Source organism: Pseudomonas sp. AK181 (genome assembly GCF_051122975.1).
In the GTDB taxonomy this organism is placed as follows: domain Bacteria; phylum Pseudomonadota; class Gammaproteobacteria; order Pseudomonadales; family Pseudomonadaceae; genus Aquipseudomonas; species Aquipseudomonas lactis.
The window spans coordinates 25,622-40,827 of the sequence record NZ_CP146348.1 but is presented as its reverse complement, the minus strand read 5'-3'; the positions used below and the strand labels follow the sequence as shown (position 1 = coordinate 40,827).

The following is a 15,206-nucleotide window of genomic DNA, read 5'->3' as shown; positions in this document are numbered from 1 at the left end:
TCGGCTGTCAGACCGTCTTCGCAGGCAAGCCAGCTCCCACATTTGGATCGTGGCGTGTCAGTTAGATCAGCGTCGGCTGTCAGTCCGTCACGGGAGCAAGCTCCCTCGCCACAGGTCCAGCGTCACACCAAAGATATGTAGATACCTATGCTGCGATAGCGGCCTGCCAGTCGCCACCTTATCAACTGACCCACCGCTATCGCAGGCAAGCCAGCTCCCACACTTTGACCAAGTATGGCCCAGGCTTAGTCGTCGAGGGCTTTGACGGACTTGGGCGACAACCGCAGGCTGCGCAAGCTGCGCTTCACGCTCTTGAGGTGGTTGACCAGGCTCGGGCCACGGGCCATGGCCACGCCCATCGCCAGCACGTCGATGACCACCAGGTGGGCAATGCGTGAGGTCAGCGGCGTGTAGATCTCGGTGTCTTCATGCACGTCGATCGCCAGGTTTACCGTGGACAGTTCCGCCAATGGCGTCTGGCTCGGGCACAGGGTAATCAGCGAAGCGCCGCTCTCACGCACCAGGTTGGCGGTGATCAACAGGTCTTTGGAACGACCCGATTGGGAAATGCAGATGGCCACGTCAGTGGGCTTCAAGGTTACCGCCGACATTGCCTGCATGTGCGGGTCGCTGTAGGCCGCGGCGGTCAGCAGCAGGCGGAAGAACTTGTGCTGGGCATCCGCCGCCACTGCGCCGGACGCGCCAAAGCCGTAGAACTCGACGCGCTGGGCCTGGGACATCGCGGTCACGGCCTTTTGCAGCTCCACCGGGTCGAGCTTCTCACGCACTTCCATCAGGGTGTGCAAGGTGGTGTCGAAGATTTTCAGGCTGTAGTCGGCGACGGAGTCGTCTTCATGGATCGCAAACTGGCCGAAGCTGGCACCGGCAGCCAGGCTTTGCGCCAGCTTGAGTTTCAGATCCTGAAACCCGGAGCAACCAATGGCGCGGCAGAAGCGCACGATGGTCGGCTCGCTGATGCCCACGCTGTGGGCCAGGTCGGCCATGGAACTGTGCATCACGGCCGCAGGGTCAAGCAGCACATGATCGGCAACCTTGAGTTCCGATTTGCGTAACAGGTGGCGCGACTGGGCGATATGTTGCAACAGGTTCAAAGGGCAGGACTCTTGTTATTGGCAGGCGCCAGGGATGTAGCAAGCTTGTAGTTATACTACAAGAATTGTCGTTTTGCCCGCTCGATGCATCACTAAATCGCCCTGCTCCCCTCTGATTCAGCGGGCAGGCGCTATGTAGCCATAAAGGCGGCGTACGCTGCGTTAAGAAAAATCTGCATTTTTACGTAACAAATCCGCCAGCCCTTCGGCTCGCATGGGCGGGCTGATCAGGTAACCCTGCACCTCGTCACACTGCTCGCCGCGCAGGAAATCCAGCTGCTGCTGATCTTCCACGCCTTCGGCCACTACCTTGAGCGCCAGCCCGTGGGCCATGGCGATGATCGCGCGGGTGATGGCCGCATCCTCGCGTCCCTGGCCAAGCCCACGAATAAAGGCCTGGTCGATCTTTACGTAGTCCACCGGGATGCGCTTGAGGTAGCTGAGGGATGAGTAACCGGTGCCAAAGTCGTCGATGGCCAGCTTCACCCCCAGGTCGCGCAATTGCGCGAAGGTGGCGATGATATGTTCAACGCTGTCGAGCAACTGGCTTTCGGTCAGTTCCAGCTCCAGGTACTGCGGGTCCAGTGCGGTTTCTTCCAGCACTTGGCGCACCAGGCTGACCAGCTTGCCCTGGCGCAGCTGATGCACCGACAAGTTGACCGACACGCGAATCGGCGCCAGCCCCTGGCGCTGCCATTCGCAGGCCTGCCAGCAGGCCTGGCGCAGCACAAATTCGCCCAACGGCACGATCAAGCCGGTTTCTTCCGCCAAACCGATAAAGTCACTCGGCGGCACCATCCCCCACTGCGGATGCTCCCAGCGGACCAACGCCTCGGCAGCCTTCAGCTTGCCAGTGGCCAGGCACAGCTTGGGTTGGTAGAACACCGTGAGCTGACGCTCGTCGATAGCTTTGCGCAGGTGGTTTTCCAGCTGCAAACGCTCCAGGGTGCTGGCTTGCAGGCTGTCGGTGAAGAACTGGAAATTATTCCCGCCCAAGTGCTTGGCGTGCTGCATCGCCATATTCGCTTGGCTGACCAACGCAGAAATTTCCCGCGCGTTATCCGGCAACAGGCTGACGCCCATCGAGGCGCTGACCACCAGTTCATGCCCCTCCACATTCACCGGCACGCGCAATTTCGCCAGCAGCCGGGTCGCCACCCGCGCCAGGCTCGATAGGTTGCCATAGGCGTCAAACAACACGGCGAATTCATCCCCGGACAGGCGCGCAATGGTGTCGGCCTCCGGCAGCGCGTTGATCAAGCGCCGCGCCATTTTCTGCAGCAGTTGGTCGGCCACTTCATGGCCCAGGCTGTCATTGAGCAATTTGAAGCGGTCGAGGTTGATATGCAGCAGCGCGAGGCTGCGCCCGCCTTGGCGCACGCGCTGGTGAGCTTCACGCAGCCGTTCGCGAAACAGCGAACGGTTGGCCAGGCCGGTCAACTCGTCGTAGTGAGTGAGGTAGCGCATACGCTCTTCAGACTCGCGCCGCGCCGACAGATCGGCGAAGAACCCGACGATATGACTGACGCTCCCCCGTACATCGCGCACCACGTTCAGCTGTAGCCATTGCGGGTAGAGTTCGCCGTTCTTGCGCGTTTCCACCAATTCGCCCTGCCACGTGCCGTGGCTGAGCAATGCCTGGCGGATCAGCGGGAAGTGGCGCCGCGCATCGCGACTGCAGGGCAGTTCCACGACGTTGCGGCCAAGCATGTCGTCGATGTCGAAACCGGTGACGCGGCTGAACGCCTGGTTCACGGCGATCAACGCATAGTTCGGGTCGAGGATCACAATGCCTTCGCTGGCCGCCTCGAACACCGTCGAGGCCAGACGTTGCTGCTCTTCCACCGCCTTGGCGGCGCTGATGTCACGGCGCGTGCCGAGCATACGGATGACCCGGCCACTGGGTGTGCGCTCCACGGCGCGCCCGCGGTCTTGGATCCACACCCAATGCCCATCGCCATGACGTATCCGGTATTCCACCTGATAGTCCTCGCTGCGGCCTTTGAGATGCTCGACCAGCGCGTGCTTGAGCAAGGGCAGATCGTCGGGGTGCAGGCGCGGTTTGAGGTGGCTGAGCATCGCCGTGACGTATTCGGGCTCCAGGCCGAACAGCTCCTTGAGTTGTGTGTGGTGGACCTCATCGGTTTGCAGGTTCCAGTCCCACAGGCCCAGTTCACTGGCTTGCAGGGCCATGGCCAGGCGCGCTTCGCTTTTACTCAAGGCGAGGCTGGCAGCATCCAATTGCTGACTGCGTTGCGCCACACGGTCTTGCAGGCCGACCTGGGCTTCACGCAAGTCCTGCTCCACCTCGCGGCGCTGCTCGACTTCGCGCACCAGCTCCAGGTTCAACTGCTCACTGCGTTGCTGCGCCTGCTGTAGATGCTCGATCAGGGCCTGGTTCTGGAAACGGCGCAACAGCCCGCGCTGGATCAGGCGGTTGACCTGCCACGCGACCAGGCTCAGGGACGCCAGCAGGATCAGGCCGAGCACACCCCAGCCTTGTTGCTGCGGGGTGCCATCCCAGAACAGGTAGACGATGGCCGGCACCAGGCACGGCAAGGCAAACGACAGGTAGGCCCACAGGCTTACGGCATAGGCTACGCTGGCCGACAAGGTGGCGGCGCCAATCAGGCCAAACACCCAGGCCTGATGCATGAAGCTGTCCGTGGGCACCAGGGCAATGGCCGCAACGGAGAGGGTCAGGCCACTGATCGCCGAGCCGAGCATGAACATACGCCGCCACACGGGCTGGGCCTGCCGGCTGGGCATGGCCGAGTCAAAGGCCGCCACTTGGATCACGCGCATCGCCACCAGGGCGAGCAGCCACAGCAGCCAGACGCTGTCCAGCAGGTACTGATCGGGGTTCCAGAGCAACCAGGCGCAGACCAGGCCATTGACCAGCATCAGCAGCGTCGGCAGCAACGAACCCTGATACAGCAGGCGCGTGCGCTCAACCGCGATTTCGGTTGCATAGTGTTTACGGATGACCTGTGCGGGGGCCGGCGAAGGGCCAAACAGGTCGGTGCTAAGGGTCATAGGCGGTGTTCTTATAATGGTGAGCCCGAAACGTCGACGGAGCATACACAAGCAAGCGCCTGGGCCAAACTGCTGCACGTCATAAAAAACCTAATGCGATTGGCCGCAAACCTTTGGCCCAGACCGCTTGGGCAAGACGCGGCACGGGCTTCGGCCGATGACCAACCGGTCATCACCCCCGCCAGAATGTTCGCCGCGTCGGTAACATGTAGACGTTTTGCATCGACCATCCGGCATTGGGATTTGCCCAGGCCCCCCAAGGCCCATAGAATGCGTCGATGCGCGATGATCTCTCTCTTTTGCTGAACTCCCTCAACGATGCCCAACGCCAGGCCGTAGCGGCCCCCGTTGGCCGTCAGTTGGTCCTGGCCGGTGCTGGCTCCGGTAAAACCCGAGTGCTGGTGCACCGTATCGCCTGGTTGATCCAGGTCGAGAACGCGTCCCCGCATTCCATCCTGTCGGTGACCTTCACCAACAAGGCCGCTGCTGAGATGCGCCACCGCATCGAGCAGTTGATGGGCATCAGCCCGGCTGGCATGTGGGTGGGCACCTTCCACGGCCTGGCGCACCGCCTGTTGCGGGCGCATTGGCAGGAAGCGGGCCTGAGCCAGACCTTCCAGATTCTCGACAGCGACGACCAGCAACGCCTGGTCAAGCGCGTGATCCGCGAGCTGGGCCTGGACGAACAACGCTGGCCGGCGCGTCAGGCGCAGTGGTTTATCAACGGCCAGAAGGACGAGGGTCTGCGCCCGCAACATATCCAGGCCAGCGGCGACCTTTTCCTGGCCACCATGCGCAGCATTTATGAAGCCTATGAAGCGGCCTGCGTGCGCGCTGGCGTCATCGACTTCTCCGAACTGCTGCTGCGTGCCCTCGACCTGTGGCGCGACAACCCCGGTTTGCTGGCCCATTACCAGAAACGCTTCCGCCACATTCTGGTGGACGAGTTCCAGGACACCAACGCCGTGCAGTACGCCTGGTTGCGTCTGCTGGCCAAGGGCGGCGACAGCCTGATGGTGGTGGGCGATGACGACCAGTCGATCTACGGCTGGCGTGGCGCGAAAATCGAGAACATCTATCAGTATTCCGAAGACTTCCCGGACGCGGTGACCATCCGCCTGGAGCAGAATTACCGCTCCACCGCCGGGATCCTCAAGGCGGCCAACGCCTTGATCGCCAACAACACCGGGCGCCTGGGCAAAGAGCTGTGGACCGACGGCGGCGAAGGCGAAGCGATCAACCTGTACGCGGCGTTCAATGAGCACGATGAAGCGCGCTACGTGGTGGAAACCATCGAAAGCGCACTGAAAACCGGCCTGGCCCGCAGCGATATCGCGATTCTGTACCGTTCCAACGCCCAATCGCGGGTGCTGGAAGAAGCCTTGCTGCGCGAGCGCATCCCGTACCGCATCTACGGCGGCCAGCGCTTCTTTGAACGTGCCGAAATCAAGAACGCCATGGCCTACCTGCGCTTGCTTGAAGGCCGTGGTAACGATGCGGCGCTGGAGCGAGTGATCAATATCCCGGCGCGTGGCATTGGCGAGAAAACCGTCGAAGCGATCCGCGACCATGCGCGCCATGCCGATGTGTCGATGTGGGAAGCCATGCGCTTGCTGATCGCCAACAAAGGCCTGACTGGCCGTGCTGCCGGGGCGTTGGGCGTGTTTGTCGAGCTGATCGAGAACCTGGCGGCCAAGTGCGCAGAAATGCCGCTTCACCTGATGACTCAGACTGTTATCGAGCAGTCCGGGCTGATCGCCTATCACGAAGCGGAAAAAGGCGAGAAAGGCCAGGCCCGGGTAGAAAACCTTGAGGAACTGGTCAGCGCCGCCCGTGCCTTCGAAAACACCGATGACGACGAAGAGCTGACGCCGCTCGCCGCCTTCCTGGGCCACGCCTCGCTGGAAGCCGGCGATACCCAGGCCGATGAGCATGAAGACAGCATCCAGCTGATGACCTTGCACAGCGCCAAGGGCCTCGAATTCCCTTACGTGTTCCTGGTGGGCATGGAAGAAGGCCTGTTCCCTCACAAGATGAGCCTGGAAGAACCCGGCCGTCTTGAAGAAGAGCGCCGCCTGGCCTACGTGGGCATTACCCGGGCGATGCAGAACCTGGTGATGACCTACGCCGAGACCCGACGCCTGTACGGCAGCGAAACCTACAACAAGGTGTCGCGCTTCGTACGTGAGGTGCCCAAGGGGCTGATCCAGGAAGTGCGCTTGTCCAACAGCGTCAGCCGCCCCTTCGGTGGTGGTCAGCAACAGAACTCCAGCAGCATGTTTGCCGGTTCCGAAATACCGGAAACCCCGTTCAGCCTGGGCCAGCAAGTCAAACATGCGATCTTCGGCGAAGGCGTGATCCTCAACTTCGAAGGCGCCGGCGCCCAGGCCCGGGTGCAGGTGAACTTCGCCGAGGGCAGCAAGTGGCTGATGATGGGTTACGCCAAGCTCGAAGCTATCTGAGCCCCACACCTGTAGGAGCGAGCTTGCTCGCGAAGAACGCCCAGACAACGCGTTCATCCAGAATGCCCGCGTAATCGTTGACGATTTTCGCGAGCAAGCTCGCTCCTACAGCAAGATACGGCTGCGCCCTTATATTTCACGAGGCCGGGCCAATATCTGTAATTAGTCCTACAAACCCTTCGGATTTGGTCTTACGCAAAAGCCCGAAACATTATGCCGCTAGCCACTGCCACGACACCTGTGCAACATGGCGCGCGTGCAATCCACAAATGGGAATTCCCTATATGAAACGTTTTCTTAGCATCGCCATGGCGTTGTGCATCGGCCTGACGATGAGCCTCGACGCCAACGCCAAACGCTTCGGTGGCGGCAAAAGCTCGGGCGCGGCACCGACTCACCAGACCAGCCAAATGGCTCCATCCGCCGGTGCGGGCGGTGCTGCGGCGACTGCAGGCGCAGCCGGTGCCGCTGGCGCTGCTGCCAAGGCTGGCGGTGCTTCGCGCTGGCTGGGCCCACTGGCCGGCATCGCCGCCGGTGGCCTGCTGGCGTCCATGTTCATGGGCGACGGCTTCCAGGGCATGCAGATCTTCGACATCCTGATCATGGGCGTCATCGCCTTTTTGGTCTTCCGCTTTATCGCCGCCCGTCGCCGCAAGCAGCAGGAGCACCTGGCTCCAGCCGGCGCGCCGATGCAGCGTGAAGCGTTCGAACAGAAGCCTGCCATGGGTTCGATCTTCGGTGGTTCGGCAGCGCCTGCCGCCCGTCCGGTGATCAACGCACCGGCCTGGTTCAACGAAGAGCGTTTCGTCGAAGCGGCCCGCAGCCACTTCCAGTCCCTGCAACAGCACTGGGACGCCAACGAAATGGACAAGATCTCCGAGTTCGTGACCCCGCAGCTGCTGGAGTTCCTCAAGCGCGAACGTGCCGAGATCGGTGACGGGTTCCAGTCGACTTACATCGACGACCTGCGCGTACAGCTCGACGGCGTGGATGATCGTGCCGACAAGACCATCGCCACCCTGACCTTCAGCGGTGTGTCGAAGTCCTCGCGTTTCGACCAGGGCGAAGTGTTCAGCGAAAGCTGGAACATGGAACGCGCCCAGGGCGACGACCAGCCGTGGCTGGTCGCCGGTATCCGCCAGAACGGTTAATACCTGCGCGGTTGAGCAAGCGGTAACAAAAACCCCGGACATGTCCGGGGTTTTCTATTTCACGGTTGCACTTATAGCGAGCTACTGTATAAAACGCCCCTATAAACCGCGCCATCTAGCAAGAGGATCCCGGCCGTGGAAGAAATCATCGAACAACTGCGTGAAGCCAACGAACCGGTCCCGGTTCCTTTAGAGCTGCCTGACGAAGACCAACTGGTGGAAATCGAAGAACAACTGTTCATCGACATCCCCTTTGTCTTCCGTGAATTTTTGCTGACCGTCAGCGACGTAGTCTATGGCAGCCTGGAGCCAGTGACCGTCACCGACCCGCAGTCCCACACCTACCTGCCGGACGTTGCCGCCAACGCCTGGGATGCCGGTGTTGACCGCAGCCAGATCCCTATCTGCCAGGACGGCGATGACTACTACTGCGTCGAAGAAGACGGCACCGTGGTGCTGTGGTCCGCCGAAGAAGAACTGGTCACCGAAGAGACCTGGGAATCGGTGTGGCACTGGGCGCGGGACGTCTGGCTGGAAAGCTGAGTCCCTTGTAGGAGCCGAGCTTGCTCGCGAGAAACCTGAGGGCGCCGCTGGGTGTCAGGTTTCCCGCGTTATCGTTAACGATCTTCGCGAGCAAGCTCGCTCCTACTGCATATCCTTGTGGTTATCCAGCGTCTCCAGCAACGCAACCTGCATCCGCGTATGCACACGGATAAACCAGCGCCAGAGCACTGCAGCCACCGCCGCCGTGACCACGGCAATCAGCACCAGCAACTTGTTGGTCGGCAGAATACTGGCCGACAAGGCTGCCAATAGCAGGAAGATCACCAGCAGCGACAAGATGGGGATCAGCTCGGCAATCACCCGGCGCACACGCTGGGTATGCCGCCCGGCCATTTCCGGCTTCACGCTCATCTCCGCCAGCAGCATCGACAACGCCTTGAGCTTGCGATACGCCGCAATCAGGAACGGCAACGACACCAGCAGCGCCCCGCCCCAGATCAACGCTTTCTGCCAACTTTGATCGCTGACCCAGCCCTCCAGGTACCCACCGATGCGCCCCGCGAAAAAACTGCCGGCAAAGAAGATCGCGATCACCAACGCTAGGTTTACGCCGACCTGCAGGATGATCTTGCGGATCATCGCGGCCAGCATCGCCCCCTCGCCCTGAGGCTGAATGCTGCGCAGCCATTCGCCATACATGCCGAACACTCGGCTCATACGCTTGGGCATCACCGCCGCGATCTTCAATGACAGCGGGTCCGCGCCACGAATCAGGTAGGGCGTGAGCAGCGTGGTGATCGCCGAAACGGCCACCGCCACGGGGTACAGAAAGTCGCTGGTGACCTGCAGGGTCATCCCCAGCGCCGCGATGATGAAAGAAAACTCGCCAATTTGTGACAGCCCCATACCGACCCGCAGCGAGGTGCGGCCATCGTTGCCGGCGATAAACGCGCCCAGCCCGCAAGACAGCATCTTGCCCAGCACCACGGCGACGGTGATCACCGCAATGGGCCAGGCATATTGCAGCAGGATCTGCGGGTCGATCATCAAGCCAATCGCTACGAAGAAAATTGCGCTGAACATGTCGCGAACGGGTTCGATCAGGCGTTCTATCTTAATCAACTGGCGGGATTCAGCCATGATTGCGCCGATCAGGAAGGCCCCGAGCACCATGCTGTATTCCAACTTCACCACCAGCAGGCAGAAGCCGAAACACAGGCCCAACACGGTGATCAGCAGCATCTCATTGCTTTCAAACTTGGCCACATAGGCCAGCAGGCGCGGCACCAGCAAAATACCAATCACCAGGGCGACGATCATGAACAGCGAGAGCTTGCCGACCGTGGCGAACACTTCGCCGGAACTGACTGTGCCACTGACGGCAATGCTCGACAGCAAGGCAATGATTCCGATACCCAGGATGTCCTCGACAATCAGCACACCGAAAATCAGCTGGGCGAACCGCTGGTCTTTCATCTTCAGGTCGTTGAGGGCCTTGACGATAATGGTGGTCGAGGAGATTGCCAGGATCGCGCCGAGGAACAGCGAGTCCATGGTGCTCCAGTCGAACCAGCGACCGATCTCGTAGCCGATCCAGATCATCAGCACGATTTCCAGGAACGCCGCGATAAACGCCGTGGCCCCGACTTTGAATAGCTTGCGCAGGCTGAATTCCAGGCCCAGGCAGAACATCAGGAAGATCACCCCCAGCTCCGCCAGAGTCTTGATCGTGCCTTCATCGTGGATCAGGCCAAACGGCGGGGTGTGGGGGCCGATAATGAAGCCGGCGACGATGTAGCCCAGCACCACCGGCTGCTTGAAGCGGTGAAACAGGATGGTGACCACCCCTGCCACCAGCATGATCACGGCCAAGTCCTGGATAAAGCTGATGGCGTGCATGGCGAGGGGCTCCTTGAGGGTGCCGGCACTTTTCCCACTTCCGGCCGCGCCTTTGTAGGGTCGGAAAAGTCTGCCTTGATCGTAAGAAAAGCCCTGAGAAGGGCTTTTGAAGGGTAACACCGCGACTTCTGCTGGAAAGCCGGTGCAATATATGGAAACAGATCGCTGCGCGCGTGACGGCAAGCCGCCTGACGGCGTCCCGTTAGGGATGGCGCTGCAAAGACCTTGAGTACCCGCAGAGGTACCTTCCCCCCAACCAATGCCTACAACCCGTGAGTGTGCTATGGAACCCGGAAACGCCCAGCTGTCGATGACGGTACTGATGACCCCTGACATGGCCAACTTCTCTGGCAATGTGCACGGCGGCACGCTGCTCAAGTACCTCGACGAAGTGGCCTACGCCTGCGCCAGCCGTTATGCCGGTCGTTATGTGGTCACGCTGTCGGTGGACCAGGTGATTTTTCGCGAGCCGATCCATGTCGGTGAGCTGGTGACCTTCCTGGCGTCAGTCAACTACACCGGCAATACGTCGATGGAAGTGGGCATCAAGGTGGTGACCGAGAACATCCGTGAACGCTCGGTGCGCCATACCAACAGCTGCTTCTTCACCATGGTGGCCGTGGACGACCAGCGCAAACCTGCCGCTGTACCGCCGTTGCAGCCGCAGAACAGCGAGGACAAGCGCCGCTTTGTGCAGGCTCAGCAGCGTCGGCAGATTCGCCAGGAACTGGAAAAGCGCTACCGGGAAATCAAAGCCGACGCGCCGTAATTTGTAAACCCAATCAAAATGGGTTTGTGTGCTTACAGGCTGATCGGTGTGGCTTCGAAGCGCACACGAGGATGGGCGATACGGTCCTGGGCCCGCACCAGTTCCAGTTCATAACTGGCGCAGGCCTGGGTTTCCAGCAGCACTTCATGCACGGCCGCGGCGGTGAATTCAAAGGCAGCCACCAGGCTATCGCCCAACAGCACCCGCGCCAGGAACAGGCCCGACGTCAGGTCACCCACGCCCACTGGCTGACGCGGAAACGCCAGCAGGGGCCGACGCAAGTGCCAGCTGCCACCAGCCGTCACCAACAGCATTTCAAACCCTTCTGGCAGTTTGCCTGGGTAATCCAGATGCTTGACCAACACCGCCTTGGGCCCGCGCGCTAGCAACGCCTTGGCCATCGCCAGGCAATCGAACAGCGATTGCGGCTTGCGCCCGGCAAAACTGTCCAGCTCCAGTTGGTTGGGGCACAGGAAGTCCGCCATGGCGGCGGCCTCATCCAAAAGGAAATCGCTGACCTCCTGCGGCACGATGCAACCCTTTTCCGGGTGGCCCATCACCGGGTCACACAGGTACAGCGCCTTGGGGTTGATCGACTTGATGCGCGCCACACCGCTGAGGATAGCGCGACCCTGGTCTGCACTGCCCAGGTATCCGGACAGCACCGCATCACAGTTGCCCAACTCGCCAATCGCGGCAATGCCCTCCACCAATGCAGGAATTTGCTGCGGCGCCAACACTTCGCCCGCCCACTGTCCATACTGTGTGTGGTTGGAGAACTGCACCGTGTTGAGCGGCCACACGTTCAACCCGACCCGCTGCATGGGGAACACGGCGGCGCTGTTTCCGGCGTGGCCGAAGACCACATGGGACTGGATCGCAAGCAGGTGAGGTGTACGTTTCATGCGGGAGATTTCCGTAAAACCGTTGAATTTCTGGCCGAGCAGTATGCGACTAAACGCAGCCTGTACGACAGACCGGCGACACAGTTAAGCTGCGCTCACTTTGTTGGAGTTGATGGAATGCTGACCCTGGGAAACATCTTCGTCTTGATGCTGCTGGCCACCGGCGCCGCCTGGGTTTGGCACAACCACGGCCTGCGTGAACGGGCGCTGGCGCGGGTCAAGCAGCATTGCGCCAAGCTCGATATCGAGCTGCTCGACGGTGCCGTGGCGCTCAAGCGCATCGGTTTCGTGAAGGATGCCAATGGCCGCCGACGCTTGGCCCGTATCTATAATTTCGAGTTCACCGTGACCGGCGAAACCCGGCATGCCGGGGTCATCACCCAGTTTGGCGCCCACAGCGCGCAGATCGAACTGGCGCCCTACCCGTTCGAAACCAAAGAGCCGCTGCCCAGCGCCGAGATCATCGAATTGAGCCAGTGGCGCCAAGACCACGCCAGCAAGAAGCATCAGTAACGGCAGGCTGCCAGGGCGGTCTGCAAGGCGGCCATGTCCTGTGGTTCGCTGAATATCAATTCAACACGCGAATCGCGCCGCCATGCGCTGGGTTGCCAGTGCAGTGGACTGTTATCCACAGCGTTGGCAGACACCCAACCCCCGACGCTGTGGATAATCAGCTTGGCTCGGCGCCAGTCGAGACTCGATAGCCATTGATGCAGACGGTCGACATTGAATCGCTGGCTAGGGTGCCAGCGCCAGCCAATGCTCCAGCCGCCCTCCTGGCTATGGCTCAAACAGATCGGTAGCCCAGGGTCGCTCCAGATCGCCGGCATTTGCCCCACTGCTTCAGGCACCGCGAAGTTATCCACAGCGCCTTGGGCGTGTGCGTTCAAACCGGGCAACCGGTCGAGTGGCAATTGCGCCTGGCGTGTCCAATGGAGCGGGCAATCGGGTAATTGCGCTTCAATCGTCTGACGTTGCGCGGACGTCAGCGTCTCGTCCTTGTTCAGCACCAGCAGACCGGCACTGGCCAACGCCTCCTGCTGTGCCTGGGGCAACGGCCTGCCCGCCGCCAACGCCTGTGCATCGAGTACCAGCACACAAGGCTGCACCGCCAGCACTTCTTGCCATGGTGCCTTCTGGAGTTGCTTGAGCAATTGCGCTGGATGGCCCAAGCCTGAGGGCTCGATAAACAGCCGATCCGGCTTGGCCTTACGCAACAAGCGGCCCAGCCCTACCTGGAAGGGTGCGCCGTTCACACAGCACAAACAGCCGCCCGCCACCTCGCCCAAGGCGATACCGTCATCGTCTTGTGTGAGTAGGGCAGCGTCCAGGCCGATCTGGCCGAATTCATTGATCAGTACCGCCCAGCGCTCTTTGGCCGGGCGCTGGGCAAGCAGGTGCTTGATCAGGCTGGTCTTGCCGGCGCCCAAGGGCCCGGCAATCACATGGGTAGGAATGTTCTGCAGCATAAGAGGCATGGTTCAGGCCGTTTAGAGCGTTTGATCCTACGCGGTTATGCCAGCCAATCCAGCGTCAGGATCAACCGTCGTTCATCAGTCTTGAGCGCCGGCGAGCGGTGGATCAGACCGTGCCCTTCATTGCCGTGCCATTTGGTGCCTTTGAGCAGCGCCACTTCACCGCAGTGGATCTGCTCGATGCGCTCAGTGGGCTCGGCATCCGCCTGGCCCAATGTGCGCCGGTCCATGACACCTTCGCGCAACCATTGACTGCCGATACCGGCGTAAGTGGTGATCAGCCGAACCGGCACATGATCGACGTGAAAGCGCGGGCACATGGCTTTGTCCAACAGCCGTAAACGCACGCCGATGCGCTTGGCACCGAGCAGGCAAGCGAAGGCACTGACTAGCCACGAAACATCGGCGACAAACCCGTCGTAACCTTCAAGATCACGACAACTGGACGCCAAACCCTGCAAGTTCGGCACGGCGTCTTCGCTGCTCAACTCGATCACCAAGGATTCGGCCAGTGGCTCATCGAGCGCCACCAGCAAAGCGCCAAACTCGGCGATATGCAGGGGCAGTTGGCGCTGCCAGATCGCCAGGTTGACGCCATCATTGAGGATGTCGGACAGCGCCAGCGGCGTTCCTCCGAAGCTTTGGCGGATGACTGGGCGCAGGGGAATCACCGGGGCCAGCATCAGGCTACCTGCTCATACCAAGGGCCAAACGGGTCGGGCAGCTGGCGCCAACCTTCGACACCCAGGGCCATTTCTTCATCGTTGAGCAAGCAGGCGTCCAGCTCGGCACGCATCTGGGCAAAGTCGATGTTTTGCCCGATAAACACCAGCTCCTGACGGCAGTCGCCGGTGCTCAATTGCCAGTTAGCCATGATCGCCGCCACGCTTTCTTCGTCCTGCGGCCACTGGCTTTTCGGCACAAAGCGCCACCAACGCCCGGCAAACCCATGGCGCATCAACCCGCCCGCCTGGGACCAACTGCCCGCATCCTGATGTTTGCTCGCCAACCAGAAGAAACCCTTGGAGCGCAACAGCTTGCCGTTGACCCAGGGGCGGTCGATAAAGTCGAAAAACCGCTGTGGATGGAAGGGCCGGCGCGCACGGTAAGCGGTGGACGCTATGCCGTATTCTTCGGTTTCCGGCACATGCTCACCGCGCAATTCCTGCAACCAGCCCGGTGCCTGGGCGGCGCGCTCAAAGTCGAAACGGCCGGTGTTGAGGATCTTGTTCAGCGGCACTTCGCCCATGACCATCGGGATGATTTCCGCCTGGGCGTTGAGGCGCTCGAGGATGGCCATCAGTTCTTCGCGCTCGCGGCTGCTGATCAGGTCGATCTTGCTGATCAGGATGACGTCGGCGAATTCGATCTGTTCGATCAACAGGTCGGTGATGGAGCGCTCATCCTCTTCACCGAGGGTTTCGCCCCGTGAAGCCAGGCTTTCGGCAGCCTGGTAGTCGAGCAGGAAATTCATACCGTCGACCACAGTGACCATGGTGTCCAGGCGTGCAATGTCGGCCAGGCTTTGCTCGTTTTCATCGCGAAAAGTGAAGGTTTCGGCCACGGGCAAAGGTTCGGAAATACCGGTGGATTCGATCAGCAGGTAATCGAACCGACCTTCCTTGGCGAGTTTTCCCACCTCTTCAAGCAAGTCTTCACGCAAGGTGCAGCAGATGCAGCCGTTGCTCATCTCCACCAGTTTTTCTTCCGAGCGATTGAGCGTGACGTCACGCTGCACCTCGCTGCCGTCGATGTTGATTTCGCTCATGTCGTTGACGATCACCGCCACCCGCAGGTTGTCGCGGTTGCGCAAGACATAGTTGAGCAGCGTACTTTTACCGGCGCCGAGAAAGCCGGACAACACGGTCACGGGGAGACGATTGGGCATCAGGT

General features: G+C 60.9%; 12 protein-coding genes. 5 read left to right on the top strand and 7 right to left on the bottom strand.

The window, feature by feature from the left end; translation table 11 throughout:
* Positions 1-245: 245 nt before the first annotated feature.
* Both hexR and V8689_RS00190 read right to left on the bottom strand, forming a co-directional pair.
* Complete coding sequence (hexR, locus tag V8689_RS00195; protein WP_003177007.1) at positions 246-1,112, bottom strand: transcriptional regulator HexR; 867 nt, start codon at positions 1,110-1,112, stop codon at positions 246-248.
* 162 nt (positions 1,113-1,274) lie between these two features.
* Positions 1,275-4,148, bottom strand: a complete 2,874-nt coding sequence (locus V8689_RS00190) for an EAL domain-containing protein (RefSeq protein WP_056790847.1) — start codon at positions 4,146-4,148, stop codon at positions 1,275-1,277.
* A 278-nt stretch (positions 4,149-4,426) separates the two neighbouring features.
* Between V8689_RS00190 and uvrD the strand changes: the two genes are divergently transcribed.
* The 3 genes from uvrD (at position 4,427) to V8689_RS00175 (ending at position 8,304) form a co-directional block, all read left to right on the top strand.
* On the top strand, positions 4,427-6,610 hold the full coding sequence (uvrD, locus tag V8689_RS00185; protein ID WP_056790844.1) for a DNA helicase II: 2,184 nt from the start codon (positions 4,427-4,429) through the stop codon (positions 6,608-6,610).
* Positions 6,611-6,894: 284 nt separating this feature from the next.
* Positions 6,895-7,761, top strand: coding sequence for a Tim44 domain-containing protein (locus V8689_RS00180; RefSeq protein WP_056790840.1), 867 nt, complete (start codon positions 6,895-6,897; stop codon positions 7,759-7,761).
* A 135-nt stretch (positions 7,762-7,896) separates the two neighbouring features.
* A complete protein-coding gene (locus V8689_RS00175) occupies positions 7,897-8,304 on the top strand; it encodes an SMI1/KNR4 family protein (RefSeq protein ID WP_056790837.1) in 408 nt (135 codons plus the stop codon).
* Positions 8,305-8,406: 102 nt separating this feature from the next.
* On the opposite strand, the gene V8689_RS00170 is transcribed toward V8689_RS00175, so the two are convergent.
* Positions 8,407-10,164: a cation:proton antiporter gene (locus V8689_RS00170; RefSeq protein ID WP_056790832.1), complete on the bottom strand. Its 1,758-nt coding sequence runs from the start codon at positions 10,162-10,164 to the stop codon at positions 8,407-8,409.
* A 283-nt stretch (positions 10,165-10,447) separates the two neighbouring features.
* Here V8689_RS00170 and V8689_RS00165 point away from each other — a divergent pair, with 283 nt between their 5' ends.
* A complete protein-coding gene (locus V8689_RS00165) occupies positions 10,448-10,933 on the top strand; it encodes an acyl-CoA thioesterase (RefSeq protein WP_003195747.1) in 486 nt (161 codons plus the stop codon).
* 32 nt (positions 10,934-10,965) lie between these two features.
* Here V8689_RS00165 and pdxY read toward each other — a convergent pair whose 3' ends face one another.
* Positions 10,966-11,838 (bottom strand): pyridoxal kinase PdxY, encoded by an 873-nt coding sequence (pdxY, locus tag V8689_RS00160; RefSeq protein ID WP_056790829.1) that lies wholly within the window; start codon positions 11,836-11,838, stop codon positions 10,966-10,968.
* Between the two features lie 117 nt (positions 11,839-11,955).
* Here pdxY and V8689_RS00155 point away from each other — a divergent pair, with 117 nt between their 5' ends.
* The gene (locus tag V8689_RS00155; RefSeq protein ID WP_003195752.1) at positions 11,956-12,351 is read left to right on the top strand and encodes a DUF3301 domain-containing protein; all 396 of its coding nucleotides are present in this window, start codon (positions 11,956-11,958) and stop codon (positions 12,349-12,351) included.
* Here the strand turns inward: V8689_RS00155 and V8689_RS00150 are convergent.
* The 3 genes from V8689_RS00150 to zigA are packed head-to-tail and all read right to left on the bottom strand — an operon-like array spanning position 12,345 to position 15,201.
* A complete protein-coding gene (locus tag V8689_RS00150) occupies positions 12,345-13,307 on the bottom strand; it encodes a CobW family GTP-binding protein (RefSeq protein WP_056790826.1) in 963 nt (320 codons plus the stop codon). The two genes, V8689_RS00155 and V8689_RS00150, sit on opposite strands and share 7 nt — an antisense overlap.
* A 44-nt stretch (positions 13,308-13,351) precedes the next feature.
* The gene (locus V8689_RS00145) at positions 13,352-13,996 is read right to left on the bottom strand and encodes a DUF1826 domain-containing protein (RefSeq protein ID WP_056790823.1); all 645 of its coding nucleotides are present in this window, start codon (positions 13,994-13,996) and stop codon (positions 13,352-13,354) included.
* A complete protein-coding gene (zigA, locus tag V8689_RS00140; protein WP_056790820.1) occupies positions 13,996-15,201 on the bottom strand; it encodes a zinc metallochaperone GTPase ZigA in 1,206 nt (401 codons plus the stop codon). Before zigA ends, V8689_RS00145 begins: the two co-directional genes overlap by 1 nt.
* Positions 15,202-15,206: the final 5 nt, after the last annotated feature.

Bases quoted from the DNA above. Each gene is read 5' to 3' on its own strand.
- V8689_RS00190 (WP_056790847.1), bottom strand. From the start codon at position 4,148: ATGACCCTTAGCACCGACCTGTTTGGCCCTTCGCCGGCCCCCGCACAG.
- V8689_RS00180 (WP_056790840.1), top strand. From the start codon at position 6,895: ATGAAACGTTTTCTTAGCATCGCCATGGCGTTGTGCATCGGCCTGACG.
- V8689_RS00150 (WP_056790826.1), bottom strand. From the start codon at position 13,307: ATGCTGCAGAACATTCCTACCCATGTGATTGCCGGGCCCTTGGGCGCC.
- V8689_RS00155 (WP_003195752.1), top strand. From the start codon at position 11,956: ATGCTGACCCTGGGAAACATCTTCGTCTTGATGCTGCTGGCCACCGGC.
- V8689_RS00170 (WP_056790832.1), bottom strand. From the start codon at position 10,164: ATGCACGCCATCAGCTTTATCCAGGACTTGGCCGTGATCATGCTGGTG.
- V8689_RS00145 (WP_056790823.1), bottom strand. From the start codon at position 13,996: ATGCTGGCCCCGGTGATTCCCCTGCGCCCAGTCATCCGCCAAAGCTTC.
- zigA (WP_056790820.1), bottom strand. From the start codon at position 15,201: ATGCCCAATCGTCTCCCCGTGACCGTGTTGTCCGGCTTTCTCGGCGCC.
- V8689_RS00165 (WP_003195747.1), top strand. From the start codon at position 10,448: ATGGAACCCGGAAACGCCCAGCTGTCGATGACGGTACTGATGACCCCT.
- uvrD (WP_056790844.1), top strand. From the start codon at position 4,427: ATGCGCGATGATCTCTCTCTTTTGCTGAACTCCCTCAACGATGCCCAA.
- pdxY (WP_056790829.1), bottom strand. From the start codon at position 11,838: ATGAAACGTACACCTCACCTGCTTGCGATCCAGTCCCATGTGGTCTTC.